Source organism: Achromobacter sp. GW823-FHT04E03, from assembly GCF_058796095.1.
The window spans coordinates 1,809,054-1,822,494 of sequence record NZ_JBXAIJ010000001.1 but is presented as its reverse complement, the minus strand read 5'-3'; the positions used below and the strand labels follow the sequence as shown (position 1 = coordinate 1,822,494).

General features: G+C 67.3%; 17 protein-coding genes. 8 read left to right on the top strand and 9 right to left on the bottom strand.

Annotated features, from left to right (window positions below; translation table 11 throughout):
- Nucleotides 1-51: 51 nt before the first annotated feature.
- Entirely contained in the window at nt 52-492 is a 441-nt protein-coding gene (locus AC1RHV_RS08575) for a helix-turn-helix domain-containing protein (RefSeq protein ID WP_054452829.1), read from the top strand.
- Nucleotides 493-532: 40 nt separating this feature from the next.
- Here AC1RHV_RS08575 and AC1RHV_RS08570 read toward each other — a convergent pair whose 3' ends face one another.
- Together AC1RHV_RS08570 and AC1RHV_RS08565 are read right to left on the bottom strand one after the other, a co-directional pair.
- Nucleotides 533-946 carry a DUF4168 domain-containing protein gene (locus tag AC1RHV_RS08570; protein ID WP_119449975.1) on the bottom strand — a complete coding sequence of 138 codons (414 nt, stop codon included), beginning with the start codon at nt 944-946 and terminating at the stop codon, nt 533-535.
- Nucleotides 947-1,155: 209 nt separating this feature from the next.
- On the bottom strand, nt 1,156-1,968 hold the full coding sequence (locus tag AC1RHV_RS08565) for a sulfite exporter TauE/SafE family protein (protein WP_492300437.1): 813 nt from the start codon (nt 1,966-1,968) through the stop codon (nt 1,156-1,158).
- 165 nt (nt 1,969-2,133) lie between these two features.
- Here AC1RHV_RS08565 and AC1RHV_RS08560 point away from each other — a divergent pair, with 165 nt between their 5' ends.
- Nucleotides 2,134-2,901, top strand: a complete 768-nt coding sequence (locus tag AC1RHV_RS08560) for an AraC family transcriptional regulator (RefSeq protein WP_119449973.1) — start codon at nt 2,134-2,136, stop codon at nt 2,899-2,901.
- A 63-nt stretch (nt 2,902-2,964) separates the two neighbouring features.
- Nucleotides 2,965-4,152: an FAD-dependent oxidoreductase gene (locus AC1RHV_RS08555; RefSeq protein WP_054452821.1), complete on the top strand. Its 1,188-nt coding sequence runs from the start codon at nt 2,965-2,967 to the stop codon at nt 4,150-4,152.
- A gap of 18 nt (nt 4,153-4,170) precedes the next feature.
- On the opposite strand, the gene trhA is transcribed toward AC1RHV_RS08555, so the two are convergent.
- Nucleotides 4,171-4,815 carry a PAQR family membrane homeostasis protein TrhA gene (gene trhA / locus AC1RHV_RS08550; RefSeq protein WP_119449971.1) on the bottom strand — a complete coding sequence of 215 codons (645 nt, stop codon included), beginning with the start codon at nt 4,813-4,815 and terminating at the stop codon, nt 4,171-4,173.
- Between the two features lie 209 nt (nt 4,816-5,024).
- Here trhA and AC1RHV_RS08545 point away from each other — a divergent pair, with 209 nt between their 5' ends.
- Both AC1RHV_RS08545 and AC1RHV_RS08540 read left to right on the top strand, forming a co-directional pair.
- Nucleotides 5,025-6,107, top strand: coding sequence for an extracellular catalytic domain type 1 short-chain-length polyhydroxyalkanoate depolymerase (locus AC1RHV_RS08545; protein WP_054452817.1), 1,083 nt, complete (start codon nt 5,025-5,027; stop codon nt 6,105-6,107).
- A gap of 113 nt (nt 6,108-6,220) precedes the next feature.
- Nucleotides 6,221-6,742 (top strand): DUF1993 domain-containing protein, encoded by a 522-nt coding sequence (locus tag AC1RHV_RS08540; protein ID WP_119449970.1) that lies wholly within the window; start codon nt 6,221-6,223, stop codon nt 6,740-6,742.
- Here the strand turns inward: AC1RHV_RS08540 and AC1RHV_RS08535 are convergent.
- Together AC1RHV_RS08535 and AC1RHV_RS08530 are read right to left on the bottom strand one after the other, a co-directional pair.
- The gene (locus AC1RHV_RS08535; protein WP_054452813.1) at nt 6,739-7,242 is read right to left on the bottom strand and encodes a VOC family protein; all 504 of its coding nucleotides are present in this window, start codon (nt 7,240-7,242) and stop codon (nt 6,739-6,741) included. The two genes, AC1RHV_RS08540 and AC1RHV_RS08535, sit on opposite strands and share 4 nt — an antisense overlap.
- A gap of 51 nt (nt 7,243-7,293) precedes the next feature.
- Nucleotides 7,294-7,650 (bottom strand): DUF1428 domain-containing protein, encoded by a 357-nt coding sequence (locus AC1RHV_RS08530; protein ID WP_054452811.1) that lies wholly within the window; start codon nt 7,648-7,650, stop codon nt 7,294-7,296.
- Nucleotides 7,651-7,820: 170 nt separating this feature from the next.
- Here AC1RHV_RS08530 and AC1RHV_RS08525 point away from each other — a divergent pair, with 170 nt between their 5' ends.
- On the top strand, nt 7,821-8,801 hold the full coding sequence (locus tag AC1RHV_RS08525) for a GlxA family transcriptional regulator (RefSeq protein ID WP_125470559.1): 981 nt from the start codon (nt 7,821-7,823) through the stop codon (nt 8,799-8,801).
- A gap of 64 nt (nt 8,802-8,865) precedes the next feature.
- Here the strand turns inward: AC1RHV_RS08525 and AC1RHV_RS08520 are convergent, their stop codons facing one another.
- Nucleotides 8,866-9,420, bottom strand: coding sequence for a hypothetical protein (locus AC1RHV_RS08520; RefSeq protein WP_054452807.1), 555 nt, complete (start codon nt 9,418-9,420; stop codon nt 8,866-8,868).
- Nucleotides 9,421-9,780: 360 nt separating this feature from the next.
- Here AC1RHV_RS08520 and AC1RHV_RS08515 point away from each other — a divergent pair, with 360 nt between their 5' ends.
- Entirely contained in the window at nt 9,781-10,260 is a 480-nt protein-coding gene (locus tag AC1RHV_RS08515; RefSeq protein WP_119449968.1) for a thioesterase family protein, read from the top strand.
- A gap of 27 nt (nt 10,261-10,287) precedes the next feature.
- On the opposite strand, the gene AC1RHV_RS08510 is transcribed toward AC1RHV_RS08515, so the two are convergent.
- Together AC1RHV_RS08510 and AC1RHV_RS08505 are read right to left on the bottom strand one after the other, a co-directional pair.
- Nucleotides 10,288-11,163 (bottom strand): TauD/TfdA dioxygenase family protein, encoded by an 876-nt coding sequence (locus AC1RHV_RS08510; protein ID WP_054452803.1) that lies wholly within the window; start codon nt 11,161-11,163, stop codon nt 10,288-10,290.
- Nucleotides 11,164-11,177: 14 nt separating this feature from the next.
- Nucleotides 11,178-12,146 carry a Bug family tripartite tricarboxylate transporter substrate binding protein gene (locus AC1RHV_RS08505; protein WP_119449967.1) on the bottom strand — a complete coding sequence of 323 codons (969 nt, stop codon included), beginning with the start codon at nt 12,144-12,146 and terminating at the stop codon, nt 11,178-11,180.
- Between the two features lie 94 nt (nt 12,147-12,240).
- Between AC1RHV_RS08505 and AC1RHV_RS08500 the strand changes: the two genes are divergently transcribed.
- Entirely contained in the window at nt 12,241-12,888 is a 648-nt protein-coding gene (locus AC1RHV_RS08500; RefSeq protein ID WP_225591514.1) for an IclR family transcriptional regulator, read from the top strand.
- 15 nt (nt 12,889-12,903) lie between these two features.
- On the opposite strand, the gene AC1RHV_RS08495 is transcribed toward AC1RHV_RS08500, so the two are convergent.
- Nucleotides 12,904-13,308, bottom strand: a complete 405-nt coding sequence (locus tag AC1RHV_RS08495; protein ID WP_054452797.1) for a RidA family protein — start codon at nt 13,306-13,308, stop codon at nt 12,904-12,906.
- Nucleotides 13,309-13,441: the final 133 nt, after the last annotated feature.

The window sequence follows — 13,441 nt, the reverse complement described above, 5'->3', positions numbered from 1 at the left end:
GTTTGCAGGCATGATAGAAGTTGAAGTCAACTTCAAGTCAAGGAGGACGCCATGGATATCTCGGAAGTCGCCCGGCGCACGGGCCTGCCGGCCTCCACGCTGCGCTTCTATGAAAACAGGGGCTTGATCGCAGCGGTCAGCGCCGCCGGCGAGCGCCGGCGCTTTGCGCCCGGCGTGCTGGATCAACTGGCGCTGATTGCGCTGGGGCAGGCCGGCGGCCTGTCGCTGGACGAGATCCAGGCCATGCTTGCGCCCGACGGCGCGTTGCGGGTGGACAGGCAGTTGTTGCTGGACAAGGCCGACAGCATAGATGCGACCATCAAGCGCCTGCGGGCGATGAGTCAGGGCCTGCGCCATGCGGCGGTATGTCCTGCCGCCAACCATGCGCAATGCCCGACTTTCCAGCGCTTGCTGAAGGCGGCTTCCGGCAGGGTGAAGCAAAGCAGAACGGCTCCGGCCGTCGCAAAGAAAAAAAACGCCATCCGTTCCTGAGGACGGATGGCGCCAACACTAGCTCTCGGAGAGCCTTACCCTACTTCGCGGCGGGGGCGCCCTTGCCCATGCTCATCAAACGTTGCTTGAGCTGGGGGTCCTGCTGGATGGCCTGGCCGATGCCGTTGAATTCCTCGACGCTCAGGCCGTCGGCCTGCACCAGCTTCACCATCTTGGCGTCGGCTTCCTCGACGACCTTCTGCTTGGCGGCATCTGTCTTGGCGGCGTCGACCTTGGGACGGTATTCGTCGACGACGCCGGAAATCTTCTGCGAAGCCGAAGCGAAACGCTGCAATTGCTGGTCGGTCGGCTGGATCGCGGGTGGGGGCGCCATGCGCGGTTGAGCCTGGGCCTGGCCTTGCGCCTGGCTGGCTTGCTGCGCAAGGGCGGGAGCACCGGACAGCGCCGTCGCCAGCACGGCGGCGGACAGGAATGCATAAGTGGAACGCTGCATGAAACCTCCTTGTTCCGGTTGAATGTCGGGCCATGATGACGACCGGGGCGGTGCGGGGGCAAGTTTCGCGATGTGTTTTCCTGTTTCGGCAGGCCACGGGATCGGCGCGCGCCCCGGGAGGGAGTCCCCCGGGGCGCGGCGGAAACGTTTTGCGCGGTTTCGTAGTCGCTGCTGGCCGCGATGTTTCCTTAAATTTATGCGGGACGGGTCTACACGATCAGCATGCTCAGCATTACCAGCGCCAGCAGCAGCACGTAGACGCGGGCGTGCAGGCGGTCGGGGATGCACGGGATCAGCGGCGCGGCCAACCGGATGCCGACCAGCGAGCCCAGCGCCAGCGCGGCGAAGGCCAGCAGGTCCACATAGCCCACGATCCAGGGCGCCAGCGGTTCGGCCAGGCCGCCGGCCGCAGCCATGTAGGCCAGCGTTCCCACCACCGCCACCGGCAGCGTCAGCGGGTTGGCCATTGCCGCCGCCTTGGCCATGGGCAGGCCGCGACGGCGCAGCAACGGCACCGTCATGACGCTGCCGCCCACGCCCAGGAAGGCCGCCACCGCACCGATGATCACGCCGCCGCCGACCAGGACGCCACGGTCCAGGGGCTGGGGAGACGCGTCCTGCTGCGCCATGAAACCCTGGCGCAGCAGGCAATCCAGGATGGTCACGCCCAGGTAGGCGATGAAGGCGTAGCGCACGAAGTCGCCGCTGGCGCGCGTGGCGGCGAGCGCGCCCAGCGCCGCGCCTGCGGCGATGAAGCCGGCCAGGGGCCAGACATAGGCCCGCAGGATGTTGCCGGCGCGCTGGTGCTTGCGCGTGGCCGCCACCGAATTCACGATCATGACGCAGGTGGAAGTGGCCACCGCGATGTGCATGGCCGCCAGGCCGATGGCGTCGTGCGCGCCGTGCGCGGCCGTCAACACCGCGTACAGCACCGGCACCACGACAAAGCCGCCGCCAAAGCCGAACAGCACGGTCGTCACGCCGCTCAAGCAGCCGAACAGGGCCAGAACCAGATAAAGCATTGCTGCGTCCTTCCAGGGGAAAACGCCACGATACGGCGGCCGGCCTTGGCCCGCTTTCGAGGATGAGACAATAATGTTCGAGTTTCGGCCAATCGACCTGCCGTGAAGGCGCTTGAACGGGCCATGATTCCCAGGCTATGCGCCCCAGGCTATGCGCCCCAGGCTATGCGCAATACCCACATCGACCGCTACGACCATCTGAACCGCGCCGTCGTCGCCATCGGCAACGACTATCCGCCTGGCCGGCTGCTGCCGGCCCACGCCCACCGCCGCGCGCAACTGCTGTATGGCGCCACCGGCGTCATGCACGTGGTCACGCGCGACGGCAATTGGGTGGTGCCGCCGCAGCGCGCGGTATGGATCCCGGCGGGCGTGACGCACCAGGTCCGCATGCTGGACGTCAGCACGCGCAGCGCCTACATCGAGCCGGGAGCGGCGCGCGCGGACCGCGAGGCCTGCGAAGTGATCGAGGTGTCGCCGCTGCTGCGGCAGCTGCTGCTGGACGCGGTCGACATGCCACCCGCCTACGATCTGGCGGGGCGTGACGGCGCGCTTGCAGCGCTGCTGCTGCACGAGGTCGAGCGCGCGCCGGTGCTGCCGCTGCATATCCCGCTGCCGCGCGACAGGCGCCTGGCGCCCTTGTGCAAGGCCTTCATCGCCGCGCCTGACGCGCGCGCGGCGCCGCAGGCCTGGGCCGAGCGCCTGCACATGAGTCCGCGCACCTTCAGCCGCCATTTCCGACAGCAGACGGGCATGGCGTTTTCGGAATGGCGGCAGCGCGCCTGCGTGGTGCTGGCCCTGGCCCGCCTGGCCTCGGGCGAGTCGGTAACCGCCATTGCGCTGGATTTCGGCTACCAGAGCCCGGCGTCGTTTTCGACGATGTTCCGGCGGGTGCTGGGCCGTCCGCCCACGGAGTATCTGCGCGAGGGCTGAGGGCAGTTGGTACTATGCCGGCTCCCGTGGCGGCCCCTTCGGGCCGCCGGGCCACGCCATTCCATGACCATTACACATACGCCGCTATCCATCGGCATCGCCGGCGCGGGCAGCGCCGGACTGGCCGCCGCGCTGGCGCTGGCGCAAGCTGGCCATCAGGTGCGCGTCTTTGAAAAGCACCAGGGGTTCACCACCCTGGGCGCGGGGCTGCTGCTGCAGCCGCCCGGCGTGCGCGCGCTCAAATCGCTGGGCGTCGACGTCGCGGCGCTGAACGTAGGCGCGCCGATCGATCGCCTGCTGGGCCTGTCGCATCGCGGCTGGCGGGTCGTGGACATCGATTACGTGGGCGACGGCGCGCGGGCCGTGACGCGGGCGGCGCTGGGCGGGGTGCTGTTCGAGGCCGCGCGGCGCGCGGGCGCCGAGTTCTCGTTCGGCTGTCCGGTCGAGACGCTTGCGACCCGCGAGGGCAGGGCGCACGTGACGCATGGCGCGGGCGCAGCCCGGGCCGAGTCCAGTTTCGATGTGTTCGTGGTGGCCGACGGCGCCGCGTCCGCGCTGCGCGAGCAGGTCGGATTGGCGGCAAGTTCGCGCGCCTACGCCTGGGGCGCGTTGTGGGGCCAGTTCTGGACGCCCGGATGGCACGGCGCGACGCAGCTGTTGCAGCGCTTTCGCGGCACCCGCGAAATGATGGGCTTGCTGCCCACCGAGATCGGCCCGCAGGGCGTGCGGCTGTCGCTGTTCTGGAGCATCCGGCACGACGCCTTGCCGGCCTGGCGCGCCGCGCCCATCGGCGCCTGGAAGGACCGCATGCTGTCCCTGTGGCCGGAGGCCGCGCCCGTGGTCGATCAGATTTCGCGGCACGACGACCTGGCGGTGGCCACCTACCGGCACACCTGGCCGCGCGGATTGGCGGCGGGCCCGTATTGCGCCGTGGGCGATGCGGGCCACGCGATGAGTCCTCAGCTGGGATTGGGAACGACGCTGGCGGTGCTGGATGCGATGGCGCTGGCGCGGGCCCTGGGGCAGCATGGCGCCGCCGCGGGACCCGCGCGCTACGCCCGCAGCCGCTTATTGCCTTCGCGCCTGTACCAGAGCCTCAGCCGGGCGCTGACACCGTGCTTCCAGGCTTCAGGGCCGGGGTTGTGGCGCGACCTGCTGTTCGGCGGCGGGCTGCTCGTGCCGGGGATGAAGTCATTGATGAAGCGCGGCCTGCTCGCCATGCCGCAGCCGGGGGAATCGGGCCGCGGCTGAGCGGCCGCGCGGCGGCCCTCAGGCCGCGTACCAGAGCACGGCGAAGAAGTGGCACACGGTGCCGGCGAGCACGAACAGATGCCAGATGAAATGGCTGTAGCGCCAACGGTTGTCGAGCACGAAGAAGGCCACGCCGCCGGTGTAGGCCAGTCCCCCCGCCACCAGCCACCACAGGCCGCCCGTGGGCACGCGCTCGATCAGCGGATTGACTGCGATGATCACCAGCCAGCCCATCGCCAGATACAGGCCCGTGGAGATGGCCGGGCGGTTGAGCCGCTTGCTGGCTTTCAGCCCGACTCCCAGCAGGGCCATGCCCCAGACCAGGCCGAACAGGGTCCAGCCCCAGGGGCCGCGCAGGGCGCCCAGGGCGAAGGGCGTGTAGGTGCCCGCGATCAGCAGATAGATGGCGGAATGGTCCAGCACGTTGAAAAGCTGCTTGGCGCGGCTTCTGGGCAGCGCGTGATAGATGGTGGACGCCAGGTACAGCAGGCACATCGTCGCGGCGAAGACCGCGGCGCCCGCGATGAAGGCGGCATCGCCCTGGCGCACGGCGGCCAGGATCAGGATGGGGGCAGAGGCCACGGCGCCGGCGGCGCCGACGCCGTGGCTGATGGCGTTGGCGATTTCCTCGCCCAGGGTCTGGGGTCTGTCGTTGGGAAACATGAATGCGTCTAGGTTGGTTTAGCCTACACCTTAGGCGCTTTGGGGCGGCGGCTCAAGGCGGCGTGCCGGTTGGCCGCGGTCGAGGCGGTATCCGTTTGATCTACTGCAAATCGACCTGCGCGTCGGCGTCCCGAAAGCGCTGCCTGGAAGTTACTCTGTGATACATTCAGCGCGCAAGCAAACGCAGGTTTACTGGCCGAGGCCCAGCAATGGCGCGCAGTTTCACCAACTTGTTTTTCAAGGCCGCGAAGAAAATCGGCAAGCTGCAGCGCGCCGCCATGCGCATGGCCACGCCCAAGGCCGCCAAGAAGCGCAGCGCGCCCAAGCGCCGGGCCGCCAAGCCCGCTGCGGCCTCCGCTTCCCGCAGCGCCGCCGCGCCTTCGCTGGGGACGGGCCGCTGGGAAGCCTCCCGGCAATTCTCCGACGCCCAGGGCCGCCGTCTCACCTTTGCGCGCTACACGCCCGCCGCGGCGCCGCGCGCCGGCATGCCGCTGGTGGTGATGCTGCACGGCTGCAGGCAGACGGCGCTGTCGTTCGCCCGCGGTTCGCGCATGAATCAATGGGCCGACGCGGGCGGCTTCATGGTGCTGTATCCGCAGCAATCCATGACCCGTCAGGTGCAGCGTTGCTGGCGCTGGTTCCAGCCCGACGACGCGCACGGCGGGGCGGAAGCCGACCTGATTGCCGCCCTGATCCGCGCGGAGTGCGCCAGGCATGCGCTGGACCCCGAACGCGTCTACATCGCGGGGCTTTCGGCCGGGGCCGGCATGGCCGCGCTGGTGGCATTGCGGCATCCGCGCCTGATTGCCGCCGTGGCCATGCATTCCGGGCCGGTCGCGGGGGACGCCCACAGCGCCACCGGGGGCATAGGCACCATGCGGCGCGGCGCGCTCAAGCCGTTATTGCCCTTGCTGGAAAAGGTCGCGGACCCGGCGGTGTTCCGCCTGGGCATGCCCGCCATGATTCTGCAGGGGCAGCTGGATCCTACGGTGGCGCCGCGCAACGCGCGGCAGTTGTTCGAACAGTTTCGCGCCGTGAACGATCTGCCGCCCGAAAGCGTACCGGTCGAGCGCGTGCTGGGGTTGGGCACGGATAAGTCCTACCGCCGCGTCGACATGCTGCGCGGCAGCCGCACGCTGCTGCGGCTATGCGAAATCACGCTCGTGGAGCACGCCTGGAGCGGCGGCGACGCCTCGGTGCGCTATCACGCGCGCAGCGGGCCGGATGCCTCGGCGCTGATCTGGCGCTTCTTCCAGACGCACCGTCGCGTGGCGCGCGGGCAGGCGGAATAGGCCTGGGGCAGCCCGCGCAGCAGGTGGCGGTTCCGTAACCGCCTCGGCAGTAAGATCAGCGTGTTCCCGGCGTATTCCGCGCCAACCGCCTCGTCCCTGTAGGGAGCTCCGACATGTCACTATCCATGTATCAGGCCAGCGTGCCTGCCTTCGTCCGCGGCCTGAAGGTGCTGGCCGCGCTACTGCAAAAGGCCGCCGACCACGCGGCCGCCGCCGGCATGGATCCGGCCGAACTGATCAATGCCCGGCTGGCGCCGGACATGTATCCGTTGAGCGGCCAGATCCAGCGCGCCAGCGACGCGTCCAAGTTCGCGGTGCAGCGCCTGTCGCGGGTGGAAGCGCCCAAGTTTCCGGATGAGGAAACCACGTTCGAGCAATTGCAGCAGCGCATCGCCGCCACGCTCGCGTATCTGCAGGACGTGCCGGCGGACCGGCTGGATGGCGCCGAAGGCCGCAAGGTTTCGCTGGCGTTCGGCGACTTCAAGCAGGAATTCCGCGGCGACGACTACCTGCTGACGTTCGCGCTGCCGAACTTCTACTTCCATGTCACGACGGCCTACGCCATCCTGCGCCACGCGGGCGTGAAGATCGGCAAGCTGGATTTCCTGGGGCCGTATCCGCAGCCGGCCGCTTAACTCTGTTTCTTGGACGCGTCGCCGCAGCCTTCCATCGGCCCCATCTTCGCCATGTTCTCCTGCACTTCTTGCGGCGTCAGGTCGAACTTGTGCGTGGCGATGGACCAGCGGTGTCCGCAAGGGTCCACCACCTGGCCGTAGCGGTCGCCCCAGAACATGTCCGCCACGGGCATGGTCACCTGGGCGCCGGCCGCCACCGCCTGTTTCATCGCCGCGTCCACGTCGGCCACGTACAGGTGCAGGGTGACGGGCGTACCTTTGAGCGCCTTCGGGCCCAGGCTGCCCCATTCGGGGAAGTCGTCCATCAGCATCATGACGGAATCGCCGATGCGTATGGCGGCATGCATGATCTTGCCGTTGGGGCCGGGCAGCCGGGCCAGCTCCTCGGCGTTGAAGGCTTTCTTGTAGAAGTCGATGGCCTGCGCCGCGCCTTCGCACACGATGTGCGGGGTGAGCGTATGCATGCCTTCGGGTATGGGTTTGCTTGCAGGGTTAGCCATGAGGTATCTCCAGATTGTTGCGTTTGAACGGGCGGGAAAGATCCTGCCGCCTCAGTTGCCTACCAGTGTGGCGAAGCCGCCCCAGCACATGCGCTTGAAATCGAACACGCCTTCGCAGCAGTTCTCGGCCAGGCGCGGGTCCGACATGACCTTGGCGTTGATCCGGTCGCGCTCCGCCTTGTTGGCGTAGGTGATCCAGGCGAACACCACCGTCTCGTCCTCGCGCGCGCCGGCAGCGGCGCTGAATGCGGCGAAACCTTCCTTGTCGATCTCTTCGGCCACGCATTCCCGGTAGTCGAGGGCGCCGTGCTCCAGCCACACTGTCTGCGCCTGCTGCGCCATCTTCCGGTAGGTTTCGAGGTTGGCCTTGGGCACGGGCAGCAGGAAGCCGTCTACATACTTTTCCATCAGTAACTCCTTGATCCACGTTGTTCTGTTCCGCGCCAGGACGCCCCGCAAGCCGCCCCTGGCGCTGCCCGGATCTCATTCCGGTAAGTGTCACTGTATCGGGATCGGCGGCGATCTCAGATAGGCGATTGCGACAATCTTGAGGGTGGATTGCGACAGCTGGCAGGCGTATGCTTTGCAGGATGAAAAACGTCGCCTTCCTACTGCCCCTGGGGGCGAACATCGCCTCGCTGGAAACCGCCAGGCATGGCTTCCTGGTCGCCAACGAATACCTGGCTGCGCACGGGCGCGAACCCCGGTTCACGGTGCGCACCCTGGCCGTGAACCGCGAAGTCCGCCTGGACCAAGGCCGCATCACGGTGCAGGCCGACATGGTCCTGGCCGATGCCCACGACATCGACATCTGCATCGCGCCGCCGCTGCTGGGCTCGGTGTCCGACGCGGTGTTGTCCAACCGCGAACTGATCGAATGGCTGTCACGCCATCACCGCGATGGCGGCGAAGTCGCCAGCCTGTGCATGGGCGCCGCGTTGCTGGCGGCGGGCGGCGTCCTGGACGGCCAGCAGGCGGTGGTCCACTGGGTGGCGCAGAACCTCTACGCCAGCATGTTTCCCAACGTGCAATGGGTCAGCGACCGCGTCGTCATGGCGGACAACGGTATCTACACCAGCGGCGGCGCGTTCTCAGCCGCGCACCTGGTGCTGCATCTGATCGAAAAATACACCGACCGCGACACTGCCATCTGGTGCGCCAAGTACTTCCAGCTGGACTGGAGCCGCCAGAGCCAGTTGCCATTCGCGGTGTTCGTGGGGCAGAAGGCCCACGCCGACGAGGTCGTGCGCGCGGTGCAGGATTACATCGAAGGCCGCTACACGGAAAAAATCACCGTCGAGGAACTGGCGGACCGCCACGCCATGGGACGCCGCACGCTGGAGCGCCGCTTTCGCCAGGCAACCGGCAACAGCATCGTCGAGTACGTGCAGCGGGTGCGGGTGGAAGCGGCCAAGAAGCGCCTGGAGACCTCGCGCAAGAGCGTGGCCGAAGTCATGTACGAAGTCGGCTACAACGACACCAAGGCCTTCCGGGATATTTTCAACAAGTACTGCGGCATGTCGCCGGTGGGCTATCGCGAGCGCTACCACTTCCAGTAGCGGCTTTAGCGCAATGCGGTGCGACCGGGTATCGCGCGCCGCGACATCCGCGGGTTCGGGCGCGCTACCTTAGCGTGGTCGCCGACACCCTGTCCGGATACCAAGCGGTGAATTTCATTGCGCCGGCCAGCGCCGCCACCGTCACTGCGATGGCGACCGCCTGCGGCAATTGGGGCTTGTACAGCAGCAGCGCGTCGGCCGCCACCATGCTCGCAAACGCCAGCGCCCAGGCCGTGGCCACGGCATAGTTCATGCGGGCATAGCGGCGGTTCTTCCAGACGTATTCCGGCTCTTTTTCCCGCGCATATTCCAGTGTGAACGGCCGGCGCAGCGCCAGGGTCAGCAACACCAGGACCAGTATTCCGGCGTCGACCCGCAGGCGCGCCTGGGCGATCGTCCAGGAATCCCCGTCCGCCATCGGGGCATACAGGGTCAGTCCTGTGAACAGCAGCAGCGTGCCGGTTTCCAGGATCTTGATGCGCCGTTCGGGGCTGAGCCAGTCGCGAAGCACCAGCCCGGCGGATACGAAGGTGCCGGCAGCAAGCCCTTCCAGCACACCGACGGTTCTTTCAATGATGACAAACACGATGAACGGCGCGAACGCCAACAGGATATTCATCTTGGTTCCCCGACCTCGAGCGCGCGCCCCCGCGCGTTGTCAGCGTCGCCTTGAGAATCAAGACGCGAACTTGTCTATTTACGCCTGTCCGCCAGGGTGCGGGATATGACGCCGTTCGCCTATCGGCAAGGTGACCGTGCACGTATGGACGATTGTTCCGGCGGCGCAGCGATGCATCGGCCGTCTGGCCGGCGCCGGCTGGCGCAAAGAAGTAGTTCGATGGGCGATGGCCGGCTGGCGCGCGGCGCACAGGACGGACCACCTTCGGCGGACCTTCCGCCGCGACGACGCAGACGTTGATCCGCCAGCGGACGTCGGCTAAGGTCATGGGCTGATTACAACCCCGCCGCCGAGGAAACCATGACATCAGCCCTTCCGTCCACGACCCTGAGCGTGGATCCCGCCTGGATCGACGAGTACGGCCACATGAATGCCGCCCATTACGTGGGCATCTTCGACCGCGTCGGCTTCCAGTTGCTGCGCGAGGTCGGGGTGGGGCTGGACTACACCGAGGCCACGCGCTGCGGCATCTACACGATGAACGTGCACGTGGCTTATCTGCGTGAAGTGCTGGCGGGCGATCCGCTCGCGTTGCGCATCCGGCTGCTGGAAGCGGACGACAAGCGCCTGCTGTGCCTGATGGAGCTGATGCAGACCCGCGACGGTTACGTCGCGGCCACCATGGAGCAGCTGTCGCTGCATGTGGATCTGGAAACGCGGCGCGCCAAGCCGTTTCCGCCGGAGTTGGCGCAGCGGCTGGCGCGCACCGTCACGGAGCACGCCGCACAGCCGCTGCCGGCGGGCTACCGGCGGCTCTTGCCGCTGAAGCCGCCGCGTTGAGTCATCCCGCCTGACCGGCCCGACCGTTCAGCGCGCGACCGCGATCGGCCGGTCGCCCGAGATCGTGGTGCGGTGCATCTCGCGGTCGAAGCCGTCATAGTCGTTCATGGCCAGGTGCTGGGTGCAGCGGTTGTCCCAAAGCGCCAGCGAGCCCGGCGCCCAGCGGAAGCGGCAGGTGAACTCCGGCCGCGCCGCGTGGCGGTACAGGAACTGCAGCAGGGGTTCGCTTTCTTCCTGGGTCATGCCGTCAAAGCGCAATGTATAGGTGCTGTTCACATACAGCGCCTTTTTGCCGGTGGCCGGGTGCACGCGCACCACGGGGTGGACCACTTCGCTGGCGGCGCGGTCGTCGGTGCGCACGTCCATCTTGTGGGCCGGGTCGCCGTTGTTCACCACCGCGCCACCCGCGCCATAGGAGCGCACCGCGCTGTGCACAGCGCCCAGCCCGTCCAGTATCTGCTTCAGCCGGTCCGACAGCGCGTCGTAGGCGCGGTACATGTTCGCCCACATGGTGTCGCCGCCGTAGGGCGGAATGACGCGGCCGTATAGCGCCGAGCCCAGCGGCGGCTCTTCGGCATAGCTCATGTCCGTGTGCCACAGGCCGCCGAACAGGCGCCGGGTGGTTTCCGCGCGGCCTTTCATCACGGGCAGGATGGTCGGGTGTCCTTCCAGCGCCCGCACGAAGGGCACTTCCAGCAGCTCGCCGAAGCGCGAGCTGAAATCGATGTGCTGCTGCGGCGTCAACTGCTGGTCGCGGAAGAACACCACCAGGTGCTCGTGCAGTGCGTTGCGCACTTCGTCGAACTGATCGTCCGATAGCGGCCGCGACAGGTCGATGCCGCGGATCTCGGCGCCCAGCGCGCCGGCTATCGGTTGGGTTTCCAGATGGCGATACGTGGTCATGCTTGTCTCCTTGCCTATTGAAGCTTGATCTGCGCCTTGCTCACCAGCGCGCCCCACTTGTCGGTTTCCGCCGCGATGTAGCGGCCGAAGTCCGCCGGCCCTTCGGCCGAAATGATGCCGCCCATGGCGCCTATCTGTTCGCGCACGTCGGGCATGGCCAGCACGGCCAGCAGTTCCTTGTTCAGGCGTTCGATGATGGGCTTGGGCGTGGCGGCAGGCGCCAGCACGCCGAACCATCCGGCGATCTCGTAGCCCGGCAGGCCTGCCTCGGCCATCGTCGGCACGTCGGGCAGCTGCGGCGAGCGCGCCGTGCTGGTGATCGCCAGTGCGCGCAGCTTGCCGGCCTTCACCAGTTGCAGCGCCGAGGGCATGTTGTCGAACATCATCGGCACGTGGCCCGCCACGGTGTCGTTCAGGCCCGGCGCGCTGCCGCGGTAGGGCACGTGGGTCAGGCGCACGCCCGCCGACGCGGCGAACAATTCGCCCGCCAGGTGCAGCGAGGTGCCCGCGCCGGGGGTGGCGTAGTCCAGCGGCGCTTTCGATTTCTTCGCGTAGGCGATCAGTTCCTGCACCGAACGCACCGGCAACGCGGGATTGACCACCAGCAGGTTGGGCACGCTCATCAGCATCGTGACGGGCGCCAGGTCCCGCTGCGGCTTGTAGGGCAGGTCCGGGTAGAGGGCGGGGTTGATGGAAATGGGGCCGATATTGCCCATCACGATGGTGTAGCCGTCGGCCGGCTGCTTGACCGCGAAATCGGTGCCTATGTTGCCGCCGGCCCCCGCCTTGTTCTCGACGATGACTGGCTGGCCCAACCGTTCGCCGAGCTTGTGGCTGACCAAGCGGGCCAGCATGTCGGTCGATCCGCCCGGCGGGTAGGGCACGATCCATTTGACCGGCTGCGCGGGCCAGCTTGCTTGCGCTGCGGCGGATCCCGTACAGAACACGAGACCCGCCGCCAAGGCGAGTGCGATGCGTTTCATAGCTATGTCTCCTTCCCGGGCTCGCCGGTCTTGCCGGGAGCATCGTTTATGTGTATTGTTCACCTAGTGATCAATATGTTTATTAGGTGAACGATTGAAGAATAATAGATCGATTCAGCGGTGTCTATCCATCATGCGGGCCTTCCGCGGCAACGGCCGACCCACGCTGGCCGAACTTGCGCGCGCGGTCGACCTGCCGCACGCGACCGTGCTGCGGTTTCTGCAGACGCTGGAAGAAGAGGGCTACGCGGCGCGCGAAGACAGCCGCTGGCGGCTTACGCCGCTGGTTTTCGAGCTGGGGTTCGCGGCCATGGAGAGCCTGGGAGTGACGGACGCCGTGCAGGAGATCCTGCAGAACCTGGCCGACGCCTATTCAGGCACGTCCAACCTGGGCGAGGCCAACCCCGAAGGCGTGATCATCATCGGCCGCGCCATGGCGCCGGCCGAGCGCCGCCGCCTGGTGGTGATGAACCTGCGCGTGGGCAGCGTGCTGCCGCCGGCGAGCGCGTTGGCCGGCGGCTTGCGCCTGGGGCCGGGGGAGTGGACCCGGTTCGACTACCCGGACAGCAACCAGGTGTCGGTGGCCGTGCCCGTGCCGCAGGCCGGCTCGCGCCTGTTGTCGGTGGGGATTTCGGTGGCCGCCCCGGAAGTGGCAGGGAACCGGCTGGAAGGGGACATGGTGCCCGCCTTGCAACAGGCGGCGCAGACCATCGCTGGTGTGATCCGGGTCGGCGTGGTGTGAGCGCGACGGCCCGGATCAGTCCTGGGCCGTCTGCGGCAGTTTCGCGATCACCTTGATCTCGAAGTCGAAACCATTGAGCCAGGTCACGCCCACCGCGGTCAGGGCCGGGTACGGCGCCACGCCCCAGAATTCCGGCACCACCTGCCAGATCGTCTCGAACCGGGATGCCGGGTCGACCATGAACACCGTCACGTCGACCACGTCATCGAAGCTGCTGCCGGCCGCCGCCAGGATGGCTTGCAGATTGCGGAACGCAAGCCGCACATGCTCCTGCAGGTCGGGCTCGGGCGTGCCGTCCTCGCGGCTGCCCACCTGTCCCGAGACGAACAGGAATCCATTGGAACGAATTGCGGGTGAATAGCGGTCGCGCTCATACAAGGCGTGACGCCCCGGGGGAAAAACAACGTCGCGTTGGGTCATGGCTATCTCCATCTATGGGCCGCATCCGGCCCGGGATTGACGATGTAGGCACTTTAGGTGCCCCCGTTGCCGCGATAAACGGGCAAGTCCGTCCATCACTGTTTGTAGAATCCAAATAATCAGGAAGAGCGGG